Origin of the sequence: Citricoccus sp. NR2, from assembly GCF_027594385.1 — a bacterium.
In the GTDB taxonomy this organism is placed as follows: domain Bacteria; phylum Actinomycetota; class Actinomycetes; order Actinomycetales; family Micrococcaceae; genus CmP2.
On record NZ_CP115154.1, the window covers coordinates 1,541,021 to 1,555,819 of the forward strand.

Genomic DNA, 14,799 nt, shown 5'->3' on the forward strand with positions numbered 1-14,799 from the left:
CGGAGCCGCGCATGCGTCTAGGAGTCCTGGACATCGGATCGAACACGGTCCACCTTTTGCTCGTGGACGCCCACCCGGGCGCGCGCCCCACAGCTTACGCGGATCACAAACGGCCGCTATCGCTGATTCGTCGTCTCGACGACGATGGGGCCATCACGGCCGAAGGCGTGCAGGATTTGATCGGGTTCATCCGCGAGGCGGTGGCCTTCGCCGAGCGTAACGGCGCCGAGGACATGATCGCGTTCTGTACCTCCGCCATCCGAGAATCGGCCAATGGCGCCGAAGTGCTCGAGGAAGTCACCCGCACCACCGGGGTGCACCTGGCCGAGCTCACCGGTGACCAAGAAGCGGCGATGACCTACTTCGCGGTGCGACGCTGGCACGGCTGGCATGTGGAGCATCTGCTGAATTTCGACATCGGCGGCGGCTCCTTCGAAATCTCCTACGGCGTCGACGAGCTCCCCTCCCGCGCGGTCTCTGTGCCGCTGGGTGCCCAACGGCTGACCCGCGACTTCCTGGACTCGGCCGACCCGCCCAAGCCCAAGGCGCTGAAGAAAATCCGCAAGCACATCGAGACCGTGCTGGCCGAGCAGGTACCGGGTTTCCCCGCGCTGCCTGCTGGGACGGTGGTGACGGGCACCTCGAAGACGTTCCGCTCCCTGGCACGCATCGCCGGGGCGGCCCCCTATTCCGATGGCCCCTTCGTGCCCCGCTACCTGGAACTGCAGGATTTGCGCCGCTGGAACAGCCGACTGTCCACCATGACCGTGGAAGAGCGCTCCGAGCTGCCCGGCGTCTCGGAATTGCGTGCCCCGCAGATTCTTGCGGGCGGACTGGTGGCCGAGGCGGCGCTGCGCGCGTTCGGCGTCGAGCGGATCTTGATCTGCCCGTGGGCCCTGCGAGAAGGTCTGATCATGGGACGTCTCGACGCGTTGCTCATGGACGGGGTGATCGGCCGCGAGGTCGAACCCTGGGTCGGGCACGTGAACCTGACGCCGGGCAGCCAAGCGCCCGGATTCTCGGTGGGGGTTGTCGGTGCCTGAGCCACGAGGAGCCGACCTTTCCGGCGCGGAGCGTACCCCGATTCGCCCGATTCCGGTGACGCTTTCGTCGTCGTCGGTGTTCACGTTGCACCCGCAGCATGTTTTCGCCATGGCCCAGGATCTGGGGTACGACGGCATCGAAATGATGGTGACCCAGAGTGCCTGGTCGCAGGACCCGGTGCGTCTGGACCAGCTCTCCGAACAGCACGAGATGCCCATCCACTCGATCCACGCCCCCACCCTGCTCTTCACTCAGCAGGTCTGGGGTTCGGCCTGGAACAAGATCGCCCGCAGCGCGGACATGGCCCGTGAACTCGGGGCCGAACTGGTGGTGGTACATCCGCCGTTCCGCTGGCAGGGCAACTACGCCCGGGATTTTGCCGAGGGCATCCGCGACATCATGGAGGCCACCGGCATCATGATCACCGTGGAGAACATGTACCCATGGAAAGTGCGCGGCCGCGAAGCCAAAATGTATCTGCCCCACCACGACCCGGTGCCCCTGGACTACGACTTCGTGACCTGGGATTTCTCCCACGCAGCCTCCGCTGAAGCGGACTCGCTGGCTGCTTTTCGACTGCTCGGCGAGCGGCTGCGCCACGTGCACCTCACCGACGGCACGAACACCGGTAAGGACGACCACCTGCTGCCCGGCCACGGCGCTCAGCCGGTGGCCGAGTGCCTGCAGTTTTTGGGCGCCTCCGGCTTCACCGGCTCGGTGTGCGTGGAGGTCAGCACCCGCAACGCCAAATATGCCGGGCAGCGCGAGGAGATGCTCGCCGAATCACTGAACTTCGCCCGCCGCCACCTCGCCCTCGGGCAGCGCCAAGCCCGCCAACAGCACCAGAACCAGACCCCGAGAGAAACACAGGAACACCCATGAGCCTCACTCCCTCCACCACCGTCAGCTTCATCGGGCTGGGCAACATGAACTCGGCCGTGCTGGAGGGACTGCTCGCCGGCGGGCACGATCCCGAATCGGTGCGCGCCACCGTAGGTCGGGTGCTTTCCGCCGAGACGAAGTCCACCCGCTACGGCATTGCGGTCACCGCGACCGAGGACCACACGGAAGCTAACCAGGAGGTCGCCAACGCTCACCTCGTGGTGCTCGGGGTCAAGCCCAAGGCCATAGTGGAGGTTTGCGAGGAGATCGCCCCTGCTCTGAGTCCGGACACCGTGGTGGTCTCCGTGGCGGCCGGCATCAGCATCGCCTCGATGGCGTCCCGGCTGCCCGCAGGCCAGCCGATCGTGCGCGCCATGCCGAACACTCCGCTGGCCGTGCAACAGGGTGCGGTGGGGCTCGCTGCTTCGGCGGACGTCACCGAGTCCCAGCTAGAGGCCGCACGCGGGCTGTTTGAACAGGCAGGCACCGTTGTCGTGGTACCCGAATCACAGATCGACCTGGTGGCTGGCATCTCTGGCTCCGGGCCCGCCTACTTCTTCCACCTGGCCGAGCTGCTGGCCCAGACGGCGGTGGCGCACGGCATGGACGCGGACGTCGCTGAACAGCTGGCCTCCGCCACGCTGGCCGGCGCGGGCCGGATGATCGCCACCCAGAACGTCTCGGCCGCCGAACTGCGCGAGAACATCACCAGCCCGCAAGGCACCACCGAGGCCGCGCTGCGCAGCTTCACCGAGGACGATCTCTCCGGGGTGGTGGCCCGCGGCATCGCGGCTAATATCCGCCGCTCGGAGGAACTCTCCGCCGAATTCGGGAGCTGACCCCGCTCCGCGTCGATGACCGGCGGGCACCGTCGCTCAGACCTTGCGATCTACGGTTGCCCCTTCGGTAACCTCGAGCGCATGCTGACAAAACTCCATGATTCGTTGAGGTTACGGACCTCGCCGGCGATTTTCTTCAGTTCGGCGGCCGTGATCATCCTGTTCGTGGTCGCCACCATTGCGTTCACCGAGCCCCTGGACCGGGCGGTGAGCGGGGCCTCAGACTGGCTGCTGTCCAACTTCGGCTGGTTCTACATTCTCGGGGTGACCCTGTTCCTGGCCTTCCTGCTGTTCATTGCGGTGGGACGGTTCGGCCGCGTCAAACTCGGTCCCGACGACGAAGCCCCGGAACACTCCGGACCCGCCTGGTTCGGCATGCTGTTCGCCGCGGGCATCGGCTCCATCCTGATGTTCTGGGGTGTGGCCGAACCGGTCAGCCACTTCGGCGACCCGCCGCGCGGGCCCTCCCTGGGCATCGAGCCCGGCACCGAAGCCGCCGCCACCGACGCCATGAACTTCACGTTCTACCACTTCACCCTGCACACCTGGACGATCTTCACCCTGCCCGCACTGTGCTTCGCCTACTTCATCCACAAGAGGAACCTGCCGCCGCGGGTGTCCTCGATCTTCCAACCCATCCTCGGTGAGGGAATCCACGGCCCGATCGGCAAGTTCATCGACGTCGTCGCCATTGTCGGCACCGTGTTCGGCATCGCGGTCTCCATCGGCCTGGGCACCCTGCAGATCAACGGCGGCCTCAACCAGCTCTTCGGGGTCCCCGAATCCGCCGTCTGGCAGCTGGTGATCATCGGTATCGTCGGCGGCCTCGCCATGATCTCGGTCGCGCTGGGGCTCGACAAGGGCATTAAGGTGCTCTCCAACGTCAACATCTGGATGGCCGTGGGGTTGCTGGTGTTCGTGCTGGTGGCCGGCGGCTCCACCCTGTTCGTGCTCAAGGGCACCATCGAGTCGCTGGGCACCTACATCGTGAACCTTCCGGAGCTGGCTTTTTGGAACGACACCTTCGCCGACTCGGGATGGCAGAACGGCTGGACCGTGTTCTACTGGGCCTGGACCATCACCTGGTCGCCCTTTGTGGGGCTCTTTATCGCCCGCATTTCGAAGGGCCGCACCGTGCGCCAGTTCGTCTCCGGCGTGTTGGCAGTGCCCGCTGGCTTCTCGGTGCTGTGGTTCGGCATCTTCGGCATGTCCGCCATCGACATTGAGCTCAACGGCGACGGCGGACTGGTGGAACGCGTCGTCGACGACGGCGATATTCCAGGCGCGCTCTTCGCGTTCCTGGAGCACTATCCGGCCGGGTTCCTGATTTCGGTGCTCTCCATCGTGCTGGTGGTCATCTTCTTCGTGACCTCCGTGGACTCCGCGGCCCTGGTCACCGACACCATGGCCAACGGGCATGAGGACTTCAACCCGCTGGGCCAGCGCATTTTCTGGGCGGTGGCCATCGGTCTGATCACCGCCACCTTGCTCGTGTTCTCCGGCACCGGTGGACTGGAGGCGCTGGAATCCACCATCATCCTCGTGGGACTTCCGTTCTTCGTGTTCGCCTACTTCCAGATGTACGCTCTGTACCGGGCGCTGCGCGAAGACGCCGGGGAGTTGCCCCCGGTGCGCACCCGTCGTTGGAAGAAAGTGCTGCCGCCCGAGGAGCTCGCCCGCCGTGAGGAGGAAGACGAGCACGACACCAGCGATGTGGTGGTCGAACCAGAGGCGGTCGGCGAGGCTCCCGTCATGGTTGACCCGTACCTGCCCGAGGACGACGCAGAGCAGGAATCAGCGGGGACCAGCGCCCCGCCGCTGGTCGACGGCCTTACCCGACGGGTGGGTCGCGGCGGTACCCTGCCGGCCCGCACCGACACCGCGCGCAAAACCTATGTGAATGCCCGCGACGTCCACCAGACCACGCAACAGACCGAGGAGCGCTAGTGGACTAGAGCCGCTCGGCGAGCTTCTCGATCTTCTCCTCGTGACCGGACACGATGATCACGTCCTTTGGACCGATGATCGTGTCCGGTTGCGCATTAACGAACGCTTCGCCCGGCGACTTCACACCCACCACGGTCACCCCGAATTTGGTGCGGATACGGGCGTCCCCCAGCGGCTTGCCCACCACATCGGCCGGCGGGAACATTTTCACGATCGCGTAGCCGTCGTTGAACTTGATGAAGTCCAACATCCGCCCCGAGACCAGATGGGCGGCGCGCACCCCGGCGTCGTGCTCGGGGTAGATCACATGGTGGGCGCCGATGCGCCGCAGAATGGTGCCGTGGGACGGGGTAATGGCTTTCGCCCACACATGCTCGAGGCCCAGATCCACCAGGTTCACCGTGATCAACACCGAGGATTCGATGGAGGTGCCCACCCCGACCACTGCCACTGAAAAGTCCTCCGCCCCCAGCTGCTTCAAGGCGTCGATATCGGCGGCGTCGGCCTCCACCACGTGGGTGAGCACCCCGGAGTATCGTTGCACCAGGGTGCGGTCCTTCTCGATGGCCATCACCTCCCGGCCCTGATGGATGAGTTGTTCGGCGACGGCGGAACCGAACCGGCCCAGCCCGATCAGCAACACGGGGGAGTGGGGGTCAATACGTTTGTGCTCAGCCAATGATCGGCCTTTCCTCGGGGTGTCGGTACAGGGTACGGCGCTGACGTAGGGCCAGCCCCGCCGCGAAGGTAATGGTGCCCACCCGGCCGGCGAACATCAGCAGGCTCAACACAATACGCCCGGCCGGTGGCAGATCCTCGGAGAGCCCCGTCGTCAGCCCGGCGGTGCCGAAGGCGCTCAGCGTCTCGAACATCACCCGATGCAGGGGCTCATGCGTCATCGCCAGCAGCACCATGGTGGCCACGAGAATCAGCGTGGCGGCGGCCATCACGACGGCGATCGCTACCCGAACGGTCGCGGCGTTAATAGTGCGGTGGTGGGAGGTGACCTCCTCGGCGCCGCGCGCCTCGGCAATAATCGCCAGCAGCAACACCGCCAGGGTGGTGACCTTGATCCCGCCGGCGGTGGATCCAGAGCCGCCACCCACAAACATCAGGGCGTCCATCAGCAGCAATGACTCGGGGTTCTGGTCGTTCATATCGTAGACGGAGAATCCGCCCGAACGGGTCATCGTAGAGGCGAAGAGGGCGAATTGCAACCGCTCACCGATGCTCATCTTCCCCAGGGTGTCTCGGTTGTCCCACTCGAACCAGCCCAGCAGCACCGCGCCCAACAGCAGCAGTGCCGCCGTCATCTCCAGGGTGATCTTGGTGTGCAGATTCAGCTTGCCGCGGTGCCACAGACACCGGTGCAACACCAACACCACGGGGAAGCCCAACGAGCCCACCATCACCCCGATCATCACCGCCCAGATGATCCATGGGTCATCCACATAAGCGCCGAAACCCTCCGGGTGCAGAGTAAAACCAGCGTTATTGAAAGCAGACACCGAGTAGAAAATGCCCTGCCAGAGCCCTTCGGCAAACGACCCGGTGGCGGCAATGAAGCGTGGCACCAACACCAGCGCCAGCAGGGCCTCGAAGGTCAGCGAGGTGATCACCACGGTGAGCAACAACTGCTTGACCTCGCCGAGCCGACCGGTGGTCATGCCCTCCTGGGTGACCAGGCGGGAGCGCAGTCCCAGCCGACGCGAGACAGCCAGGCCCAAGAGTCCACCCGTGGAGAGGATACCCAGCCCGCCGATCTGTATGCCGACGAGGATGATCGCCTGGCCCGCAAACGACCAATGCTCGGCCGTGTTAACCACGGTGAGCCCGGTGACCGATACCGCGGAAATTGCCGTAAACATCGCATCGACGAACGACGTCGACTGCCCCTCCTCGGCTGCCACCGGCAGCTTCAGCAGTGCCGTGAAGAACCCCATGATCACCATGAACGCCATCAGCGCGGCACGCGCCGGAGAGCCCGCGACGAACAGCACGCCGGAGTGGCGGGAGCGGGCGAGCGCACGGGCCACCCTCACCGGGCGATGGTGCAGGGAAGCGGCGAGTTGGGCGTTCGACGGGGAACCGGAACGCGCGCTGGAACGAGCCGGCCGAGCCGGACGGGAGGTGCGAGCGTGCATGACGCACCTATCTTCCTCCTTCTGTCCCGAATTTACCAGTCCCATGCCTCTCATCCCGAGACTTCACAGCCAGCCCGCACAACACGGTCACGGTGCTGTCTCAGAACGACGCGGAATCGCCGAATCCTCCGCGGGGATCTAGGCTGGCAAGTGATGCAACCCACAAACATGGAACCGGTGCCCACCGCGGTCATGTGGGATGAGTCGCTGCTGCGCTACCGTTTCAGCGAAACCCACCCGATGGCGCCGGTGCGACTGGAGCTCACCCACGCCCTGGCCAGCCACCTGGGCGTCTTCAACGCCCCCACGGTCACGGTGCTGACCCCGCCCATGGCCAGCGATGAGCAGCTCAGCGCTGTGCACGACGCCGGCTACATTCAACGGGTTCGCGAAGCCTCACAGCTTGATGCTGACGGGGAAGGGATGAGCGCCGAACGTCTCGAAGAAATCGGCCTCGGTACGGATGACTGTCCTGTGTTCTCCGATCTGCATTCCTCCTCCGCCCGCATTGCCGGGGGCTCCCTGGCGGCCGCCGAGGCACTGTGGTCGGGGGACTACCAGCATGTGGTGAATTTCGCCGGTGGCATGCACCACGCCCACCGCGAGAAGGCCAGCGGGTTCTGTATCTATAACGACGCCGCCCTGGCCATTCAGCGGATGCTCGATCTGGGCGCCGAACGCGTGGCCTATGTGGACCTGGATGCTCACCACGGCGACGGCGTGGAATCCATCTTCTGGGACGACCCGCGGGTGCTGACCGTGTCACTGCACGAAACCGGGGTTGCTCTCTTCCCGGGCACCGGCTTCGCCAACGACATCGGCGGCACCGGGGCCGAAGGCTCTGCGGTCAATGTCGCGCTGCCCGCCGGATCCAACGACGCCGCCTACCTGCGCGCCGTACACGCGGTGGTGCCGCAGCTACTGCGCGCTTTCTCCCCCGACGTCCTCGTCACCCAACACGGTTGTGATGGGCACGGTCGCGACCCGCTGGCGGACCTGCAGCTCTCCGTGGACGGTCAGCGCCAGCTGATGCTCGACGCCCGTGACTGGGCCTACGATTACGCCGGCGACCGGTGGCTGGCCCTGGGCGGCGGTGGATACAGCCCCTTCGACGTCGTGCCTCGGGCCTGGACCCACCTGATCGCCATCGCCGCCGGCCACCCGGTAGCCCGCGCCGAGCCGCTGCCCGATGCCTGGCTAGCCCTGGCCTCGCAGCGGTCCGGCATGGATCTCGACGAACTACCGGAGACCATGCACGACGCCGTCGACGTGTGGTGGCGCTCCTGGGAAGTCGGCTTTGACCCGGCCGATCCTACCGACCAGTCGGTGATGGCCACTCGAAAAGCTGTGTTTCCCTTGCACGGCCTGGACCCCTGGTTCGACTGAAGCGACGATATTCACATCAGTTTCAGACGAACACTTTGGTCTCAGCCGTTTTCTGGTTAGAATCGCACAGGAGGCGCCACGCCTGGTTCGGTTCACCACTGGCACGAAAGTGCGGGTGGAGCACTGATCCACTTCCCTCAGGCGGCACGGCAGACCCGCCATTCCCTCTCCGGAATGGTCTTCGGACCATCGAGAAGAGCGATGATGGTTCGTCAGGCCGCCACCGATACGTTGAGGGAAACCTGGAACAGCTGATCCGACACGACACAAGAAGGAGTCGAGCGTGGCCCCTGCTGGCAACTTCGCCGAAGCTAAATTCATGACGGTCAACGAGGTCGCGGAGATGATGCGCGTTTCTCGCATGACCGTATACCGGATGATCCATGCCGGTGAGCTTCCCGCCGTGCGTTTCGGTCGTTCCTACCGTGTCCCCGAGAATGCCGTTCAGGAGATTCTCTCCGCCGGGTACACCGAGGTCACCGGGACCGACGGCCGCGCCTAAAGGCGTGAGTCCAGAAGTCGCTCGGCCTCGTGCCAGCCGCGTCTCGGTTCGCTCTTCCCGCCGTGGAGCGGTAGGATGTACCGGAACGTTCAGACATTAGACAGGTTGTGCTGTGCTCGCATCCGCGTGATGTTCACACACAACGACGACAATCCGAAGGATTATCGATGGGTTCAGTCATCAAGAAGCGCCGCAAGCGCATGTCCAAGAAGAAGCACCGCAAGCAGCTGCGCAAGACTCGTCACCAGCGCCGCAACAAGAAGTAAGCTTCTTCTTCACGCTCAAGACTCTTCGAGCCGCCCGGTCATAGATCGGGCGGCTCGTCGCATTGACCCCCACCCTCAGGCACGGCAAAGGACCCTACATTGAGTGATTCCAGCCCCGACATCATGTTGTTCACCCGGCCCGAGTGTCATTTGTGCGCCGCCGCCCGAACCACCGTGGCCCGGGTCTGTGCCGAGCACGGGGTGGCCTGGCGCGAGGTCAGCACCACGGAGGAGCCAGCACTGGGGGAGCGGCACTCTGAGGAGATCCCGGTGTTGTTTATCGATGGCGTTCAGCGCGATTTCTGGTCAATCGACGCCGACCGCTTGGCCCGGCTCATCACCGCCGCCCGCACATCGCGGCAGGACCCCACCCCGTGATGAGCCGCCAGCGCGATGTCCCCGGGGCGATGAGTGCCGGCCCGCTCTCGCGCCGCGCCCTGGACCGGCTCCCCGTCTACCTACGCAGACTCAACGCCCTGGCGGCGGCCGGAACCGAGTATGTCTCTTCCACCGAGCTGGCCGCAGTAGCCGGTGCCAGCCGGGACCTGGTGCGTAAAGACCTCTCCGCTCTCGGTCAACTGGGACGACCCGGCAAGGGGTATCCGGTGGGGGTACTGGAAGCGGCGATCGAGCAGATTCTGGGCATCTCCACCCACCAACCGGTCATCCTGGTCGGTGCCGGGCACCTGGGCACCGCCCTGGTGCAATACGGTGGCTTCGCCGCCCGCGGTCTCGACGTCGTCAGCGTGCTCGACACCGACCCGCAACGGGTGGGACAGCCCTGCGGGGAGCTGACCATCGAGGATGCGTCCCGCTCCGCCGAGGTCATCGAGCGCACCGGCGCCCGCCTGGCGATCCTCACCGTGCCCGGCGAGGCTGCTCAGCTGGCTGCGGACGACTTGGTGCATTACGGCATCCGCGGCATTCTCAATTTCGCCCCCGTGGAGCTTGAAGTTCCCGAGGAGGTTTCCGTTCGCGTCGTCGACGTCTCAGCTGAGCTGCAGTTGTTAGCTTTCCACCACATCAGCGGGGAGGCTGGTTCCGCGCGTTGAACTTCTCCCAGGCCTTGTAGCGGAAGTATTCGTTCGCGGTGGCCGTGAAGGTCATGCCGATGCCGATGGCGCCCAGCAGAACGTAGACCGCCGAGATGCTGAACAGGCTCGGCAATGACAGCACTGCCAGTACAGTGCCGATGATCCGGGCGGCGTTGGAACCGTTGGCCACACCGCGGGCGATCACCCAGTAGACCAAGCCCAAGATGACGGCCATGATGACCATCACGAATCGCATGGGGGCGAGCATCGCATCGAGGCTCACGGTGGGGTCGATCTCGGCGAACATCTCCTGCAGCTGATCCCACTGATCCTGGGGCACGCCGAACCGAGGGAGGAAGGCGGTCACGATATTGACCACCGCATAGAGCACACCGGCTACCAGAATCAGCCGCGACGCCAACCGAACCCGGGGTGGCTGCGGCATGGTGTGCTGCGGCTGCTGCGGGTACGGGTACTGCTGCTGGGCGTACTGCTGCGGGTACCCGGGGTACTGCTGGCCCGGGGGCTGCGGCGGCGCACCGTACTCGGACCCGTGGCCAGACCCGTATTCGGCACCGGACTGCGCGCCGGACTGCTCATGCGGGGTGAACCGGCCGTATTGACGCGGCAGGGTGTTCGGTGTGGTCGGAGTCGCGGGGGGCTGCTCGCCGTCCGGGAGGCGCACCCCGTAGCGCGGCTGACCCTCGGCGTCTTCCCAACGACCGCCCTCGGCACGACCCTGTTGCGGATCTGCGGGGCCCTCGTCGCTGTCGTGGTCGTCGGGACGATCGGAATGCTGAGACACGATGCTGTACTCCTTGTGCCTTGTGGCGGACCGGGATGTTGCTTCCATTGTCCCCGGTAGAACCGGACAAAACCTGGACGTCGCGCGCGTCGCGTCATCTTCTGGAAGACTGGCAGGTATGACGACTGCCACCGTTCACCTTGTTCGCCACGGAGAAGTCCACAATCCCGACCGCGTCCTCTACGGGCGGCTGTCCGGATTCCACCTCTCGGAGCTGGGGTACCAGATGGCCGAAGAGCTCGCGGACTGGTTCGTTCAGCGCGCCGAACAGACCGGCTCCGCCCCGAGCATCCTCGTCGCCTCACCGCTCCTGCGCGCCCAGGAGACCATCGCCCCGCTGGCACAGCGGCTCCAGCTGCCGGTGCGGACCGACGATCGGGTCATTGAAGCAGCCAATGGTTTTGAAGGAATGTCCAACATCAAGCGCCAGCTGCGCCGCCCACAGAACTGGGGACTGCTGCTTAACCCCTTCCGCCCCTCCTGGGGCGAGCCCTACGCAGAGCAAGCAGCACGTGTGGCCGCTGCGGTGCATGATCTGCGCGATGAGCTGATCCGCAACCACGGCGACGGCGCGGAAGCCGTCATCGTGGCCCATCAGCTGCCGATCTGGGTCACCCGGCTCTCCGCGGAGGGCAAGAAGCTCTGGCACGACCCGCGCGACCGCGAATGCAGCCTGACTTCGGTCACGTCCCTGCACTGTGACGCCGGAGCCACCCGCCCGCGCGTGGAATATCAAGAACCCAACCGGCACCTGCTCGCCGACGCGATCGCCCTGCCCGGCGCCTGAGCCTCGGTTAGCAGAGAACAGCCACGTCATATTGCACTCAGCCGCGGTGGAGTCAGTTCACAGGATTCAGTCAGGTGAGGGGGGCGGCGATAGACTCGAGGACGGCCCGGCGGCCCGTGCGGCACGTCGTTGGTCGTCCCGATCCATCCCGATGAATGGGGCTTTCATGAACATATCCTCCCCGTCCGGTCGTCCGTCGCGTCGCCAGGTGCTGGCCGGTCTGACCGGTGTGTTCGCTCTGCCGGTGCTGGCCGCCTGCTCTTCGGAGGACCCGCTGGCCGACCAAGCCGGCAACGCCGACGGCAAGAACTACATTGCCGGTGACGGCTCGGTGCTCGAACTGGCCGTCGAGGACCGCCCGGAGCCCACGGACTTCACCGCGCCTCTGTTCTCGGGCGAAGAGATCACCGTCTCCGACTGGCGTGGCACGCCGGTGGTCTTGAACTTTTGGTACGCCGCCTGCGCCCCCTGCCGGGTGGAGGCCCCCGACTTGCAAGCCCTGAACGAGGAATTCGCCGATGAGGTGCAGTTCTACGGCGTCAACGTCCGCGACACCATCGGTACGGCGGAAGCCTTCGAGCGTAACTTCGGCATCACCTATCCCTCCTTTGAGGACCGCAACGGCAAGGTGCTGCTGGCCATGACCGATTACGTGCCCCCGCAGGCGGTGCCGACCACCATCGTGTTGGATCGCGCCGGTCGGGTCTCGGCCCGCGTGCTGGGTATTGCCGAGCACTCCACCCTGCGCTCGCTCATCCAGACCGTGGTCGCGGAGTCGGCGTGACCGATAACGTCTTCGCAGAGATCGCCCTCGACGGGTCTCTGCTGCTGGCCATCCCGGTCGCGGTGCTCGCCGGACTCGTCTCCTTCCTTTCGCCTTGCGTGCTCCCGTTGGTCCCCGGATACCTGGGCTACGTCACCGGGCTGAGCGGGGCGAACATAGCCGAGCAGAAGCGCGGCCGTATGGTCGCCGGCATGAGCCTGTTCGTGCTCGGCTTCACCGTGGTTTTCGTGCTCATCGGCCTGGTCTTCTCCCGGGTGGTCGTCTGGCTCCAATTCGAAGGCGCCTGGGTGTACCAGGTGCTCGGACTTGTCGTCATCCTGCTCGGCGTCGTCTTCATGGGCGGATTCTCCTGGTTCCAGCGCGACTCACGCCTGCACGTCCAACCCCGCGCCGGACTGTGGGGCGCACCCGTGCTGGGCATGATCTTCGGGCTCGGCTGGGCGCCCTGCATCGGGCCGACCATGTCCGCGGTGCTGTTGCTGTCCACCGCCGGCTCCCCCAGCCCCTGGCGCGGCGCGGTACTGGCGTTCGTCTACTGTCTGGGACTCGGCCTGCCCTTCATCCTGATCGCCATGGGCTTCAACAAGTCGATGGCCGCCCTGGGCTTTTTCCGCCGCCATCGGGTCGCCGTGATGCGCTTCGGCGGTGGGCTGTTGATCCTGCTCGGACTGCTGATGGTCTCCGGACTGTGGAACACCTGGGTGCTACAACTCCAGACCTGGTTCGCGAATGAAGTAAGGTTGCCGATTTGACCCCGCAGAAGCAGAAAAACGACGTCGAACTGCCCGCGCTCGGCTTCACCGGCACCCTGCGCTGGCTCTGGACCCAGCTGACCAGCATGCGCACCGCGCTGCTGCTGTTGTTGCTGCTCGCCGTGGCTGCCGTGCCCGGGTCGATCTTCCCGCAGCGTCGCGCCGGTGAAGCTGTGGTGGACCAGTGGATCGAAGACAACCCCACCGTGGGCCCGATCCTGGACGCGCTGCAGTTTTTCGACGTTTACAACTCCGTCTGGTTCTCGGCGATCTACCTGCTGCTGTTCATCTCCCTGGTCGGGTGCGTCTTCCCCCGCGGAGTCAAGCACTACCAGCAAATGCGCGCCGAACCGCCGCGCACCCCGCGCCGTCTGAGCCGCCTGCCCGAATACGGCAAGCTTGTGCTCGAAGACTCGGGTCCCGACCCCCATACTGCGGTGGACGAAGCCGCCACCATCCTGCGCAAGCGCGGCTACCGGGTCGCCGTGCGCGATGAGGACCAGCCCGCCAAGGGCCACACCGCCGCTTCGGTGGGCGCCGAGCGCGGCTACCTGCGCGAGATCGGCAACATCGTCTTCCATTTCTCGCTCATCGGCGTGCTCATCTTCATGGCCTACGGGTCGCTGATGAAGTACAACGGTCAGAAGATCATCGTCGAGGGCGAGGGATTCACCAACAACCTGGTCGCCTACGACTCGTTCACCCCCGGCAGCGCCTTCACCGAGGAACGCCTCACCCCGTTCTCGCTCCAGTTGGATGAGTTCCACGTCGAATACGATCGCGAATCGGAATCCCATTACGGCCAGCCCCTTGACTACGGGGCCACAATCCAGGTCCAGGAACCGGGCGAGGACCCCTACGAGACCGAGCTGCGGGTGAATGATCCACTGACCGTCGACGGCGTGCGCGTCTTCCTGGTCGGCAACGGCTACGCGCCGCACATCACCGTGCGCGACGGCAACGGCGACATCGCCCTGGACGGCACCATGATCGCCCAGGTCCAGGACGCACTGAACACTTCGCTGGCCGTCATCAAAGCTCCCGACGCCCGGCCCGATCAGCTCGGCTTTGTGGGCTTTTTCCTGCCCACCGCGGTCGAAGATGAAGACGGCGTGGCCTACTCGGCCGATCCAGACGCCCTCAACCCGGAACTGGGTCTGAACTCCTACTTCGGGGACCTCGGGCTCGACGACGGCACCCCTCACAATGTGTACGTCCTCGACACCGAGGGACTCACCGAACTGAACTCGCGCAACAACGAGAACGGCGGCATCACCTTGGGCCTAGGAGAGACTTACGAGCTGCCCGACGGCAAAGGCTCCATCACCTTCGACGGGCTCTCTCGTTACGTCGGTCTAGACCTCCACTACGATCCAGGCAAGTGGGGCGTGGGCTTCTTCGCGACCCTCTCGCTGTTCGCCCTGACCGTCTCCCTGTTCGTGCGCCGCCGCCGCGTGTGGGTGCGCGCCACCGACGTCGACGGTAACACCGTGGTCGAATACGGTTTGCTCGCCCGCGGCGAATCTTTCGGGCTGCGCGACGAGAACATCCGCTTGCGTCAGCGTTTCGACGCGGCCTGGCCCGTCATCCCACCCCAAGACCCAACCCCAGCAGAGTAAGCTCGGAC

The 14,799-nt window shown here is 65.3% G+C and carries 16 protein-coding genes; 13 read left to right on the forward strand and 3 right to left on the reverse strand.

What is annotated here, in order from left to right; translation table 11 throughout:
* The first annotated feature begins 11 nt into the window (after nt 1-11).
* The 4 genes from O1A05_RS07245 to O1A05_RS07260 all read left to right on the forward strand — a co-directional run bounded on the left by O1A05_RS07245 (nt 12) and on the right by O1A05_RS07260 (nt 4,712).
* Nucleotides 12-1,043 carry a Ppx/GppA phosphatase family protein gene (locus O1A05_RS07245; protein WP_270107361.1) on the forward strand — a complete coding sequence of 344 codons (1,032 nt, stop codon included), beginning with the start codon at nt 12-14 and terminating at the stop codon, nt 1,041-1,043.
* The gene (locus O1A05_RS07250; RefSeq protein WP_270107362.1) at nt 1,036-1,926 is read left to right on the forward strand and encodes a sugar phosphate isomerase/epimerase family protein; all 891 of its coding nucleotides are present in this window, start codon (nt 1,036-1,038) and stop codon (nt 1,924-1,926) included. Before O1A05_RS07245 ends, O1A05_RS07250 begins: the two co-directional genes overlap by 8 nt.
* Entirely contained in the window at nt 1,923-2,765 is an 843-nt protein-coding gene (gene proC / locus O1A05_RS07255; RefSeq protein ID WP_270107363.1) for a pyrroline-5-carboxylate reductase, read from the forward strand. The genes O1A05_RS07250 and proC overlap by 4 nt, the downstream gene beginning before the upstream one ends.
* Before the next feature lie 81 nt (nt 2,766-2,846).
* Nucleotides 2,847-4,712: a BCCT family transporter gene (locus O1A05_RS07260; RefSeq protein WP_270107364.1), complete on the forward strand. Its 1,866-nt coding sequence runs from the start codon at nt 2,847-2,849 to the stop codon at nt 4,710-4,712.
* Between the two features lie 4 nt (nt 4,713-4,716).
* Here the strand turns inward: O1A05_RS07260 and O1A05_RS07265 are convergent, their stop codons facing one another.
* Nucleotides 4,717-5,355 carry a potassium channel family protein gene (locus tag O1A05_RS07265; RefSeq protein ID WP_270107525.1) on the reverse strand — a complete coding sequence of 213 codons (639 nt, stop codon included), beginning with the start codon at nt 5,353-5,355 and terminating at the stop codon, nt 4,717-4,719.
* 28 nt (nt 5,356-5,383) lie between these two features.
* A complete protein-coding gene (locus O1A05_RS07270) occupies nt 5,384-6,856 on the reverse strand; it encodes a TrkH family potassium uptake protein (protein ID WP_270107365.1) in 1,473 nt (490 codons plus the stop codon).
* 153 nt (nt 6,857-7,009) lie between these two features.
* Between O1A05_RS07270 and O1A05_RS07275 the strand changes: the two genes are divergently transcribed.
* From O1A05_RS07275 to O1A05_RS07295, 5 genes are all read left to right on the forward strand, one after another.
* Nucleotides 7,010-8,242, forward strand: coding sequence for an acetoin utilization protein AcuC (locus O1A05_RS07275; RefSeq protein ID WP_270107526.1), 1,233 nt, complete (start codon nt 7,010-7,012; stop codon nt 8,240-8,242).
* Nucleotides 8,243-8,525: 283 nt separating this feature from the next.
* Nucleotides 8,526-8,744, forward strand: a complete 219-nt coding sequence (locus O1A05_RS07280; protein ID WP_270107366.1) for a helix-turn-helix domain-containing protein — start codon at nt 8,526-8,528, stop codon at nt 8,742-8,744.
* A 167-nt stretch (nt 8,745-8,911) separates the two neighbouring features.
* Nucleotides 8,912-9,010, forward strand: coding sequence for a 30S ribosomal protein bS22 (locus O1A05_RS07285; protein ID WP_009882927.1), 99 nt, complete (start codon nt 8,912-8,914; stop codon nt 9,008-9,010).
* Between the two features lie 99 nt (nt 9,011-9,109).
* The gene (locus O1A05_RS07290; RefSeq protein WP_270107367.1) at nt 9,110-9,388 is read left to right on the forward strand and encodes a glutaredoxin family protein; all 279 of its coding nucleotides are present in this window, start codon (nt 9,110-9,112) and stop codon (nt 9,386-9,388) included.
* A complete protein-coding gene (locus tag O1A05_RS07295) occupies nt 9,388-10,062 on the forward strand; it encodes a redox-sensing transcriptional repressor Rex (protein ID WP_270107368.1) in 675 nt (224 codons plus the stop codon). The genes O1A05_RS07290 and O1A05_RS07295 overlap by 1 nt, the downstream gene beginning before the upstream one ends.
* Here O1A05_RS07295 and O1A05_RS07300 read toward each other — a convergent pair.
* Nucleotides 10,034-10,849, reverse strand: a complete 816-nt coding sequence (locus O1A05_RS07300) for a hypothetical protein (protein WP_270107369.1) — start codon at nt 10,847-10,849, stop codon at nt 10,034-10,036. The two genes, O1A05_RS07295 and O1A05_RS07300, sit on opposite strands and share 29 nt — an antisense overlap.
* Nucleotides 10,850-10,967: 118 nt before the next feature.
* Here O1A05_RS07300 and O1A05_RS07305 point away from each other — a divergent pair, with 118 nt between their 5' ends.
* The 4 genes from O1A05_RS07305 to resB all read left to right on the forward strand — a co-directional run bounded on the left by O1A05_RS07305 (nt 10,968) and on the right by resB (nt 14,791).
* On the forward strand, nt 10,968-11,636 hold the full coding sequence (locus O1A05_RS07305; RefSeq protein ID WP_270107370.1) for a histidine phosphatase family protein: 669 nt from the start codon (nt 10,968-10,970) through the stop codon (nt 11,634-11,636).
* A 166-nt stretch (nt 11,637-11,802) separates the two neighbouring features.
* Nucleotides 11,803-12,420 carry a TlpA family protein disulfide reductase gene (locus tag O1A05_RS07310; protein ID WP_270107371.1) on the forward strand — a complete coding sequence of 206 codons (618 nt, stop codon included), beginning with the start codon at nt 11,803-11,805 and terminating at the stop codon, nt 12,418-12,420.
* Nucleotides 12,417-13,172 (forward strand): cytochrome c biogenesis CcdA family protein, encoded by a 756-nt coding sequence (locus tag O1A05_RS07315; protein ID WP_270107372.1) that lies wholly within the window; start codon nt 12,417-12,419, stop codon nt 13,170-13,172. Before O1A05_RS07310 ends, O1A05_RS07315 begins: the two co-directional genes overlap by 4 nt.
* Entirely contained in the window at nt 13,169-14,791 is a 1,623-nt protein-coding gene (gene resB, locus O1A05_RS07320; protein ID WP_270107373.1) for a cytochrome c biogenesis protein ResB, read from the forward strand. The genes O1A05_RS07315 and resB overlap by 4 nt, the downstream gene beginning before the upstream one ends.
* Nucleotides 14,792-14,799: the final 8 nt, after the last annotated feature.

Coding starts and splice junctions, on each gene's coding strand:
- O1A05_RS07245 (WP_270107361.1), top strand. CDS start 12: ATGCGTCTAGGAGTCCTGGACATCGGATCGAACACGGTCCACCTTTTG.
- proC (WP_270107363.1), top strand. CDS start 1,923: ATGAGCCTCACTCCCTCCACCACCGTCAGCTTCATCGGGCTGGGCAAC.
- O1A05_RS07260 (WP_270107364.1), top strand. CDS start 2,847: ATGCTGACAAAACTCCATGATTCGTTGAGGTTACGGACCTCGCCGGCG.
- O1A05_RS07270 (WP_270107365.1), bottom strand. CDS start 6,856: ATGCACGCTCGCACCTCCCGTCCGGCTCGGCCGGCTCGTTCCAGCGCG.
- O1A05_RS07275 (WP_270107526.1), top strand. CDS start 7,010: ATGCAACCCACAAACATGGAACCGGTGCCCACCGCGGTCATGTGGGAT.
- O1A05_RS07285 (WP_009882927.1), top strand. CDS start 8,912: ATGGGTTCAGTCATCAAGAAGCGCCGCAAGCGCATGTCCAAGAAGAAG.
- O1A05_RS07295 (WP_270107368.1), top strand. CDS start 9,388: ATGAGCCGCCAGCGCGATGTCCCCGGGGCGATGAGTGCCGGCCCGCTC.
- O1A05_RS07305 (WP_270107370.1), top strand. CDS start 10,968: ATGACGACTGCCACCGTTCACCTTGTTCGCCACGGAGAAGTCCACAAT.
- O1A05_RS07310 (WP_270107371.1), top strand. CDS start 11,803: ATGAACATATCCTCCCCGTCCGGTCGTCCGTCGCGTCGCCAGGTGCTG.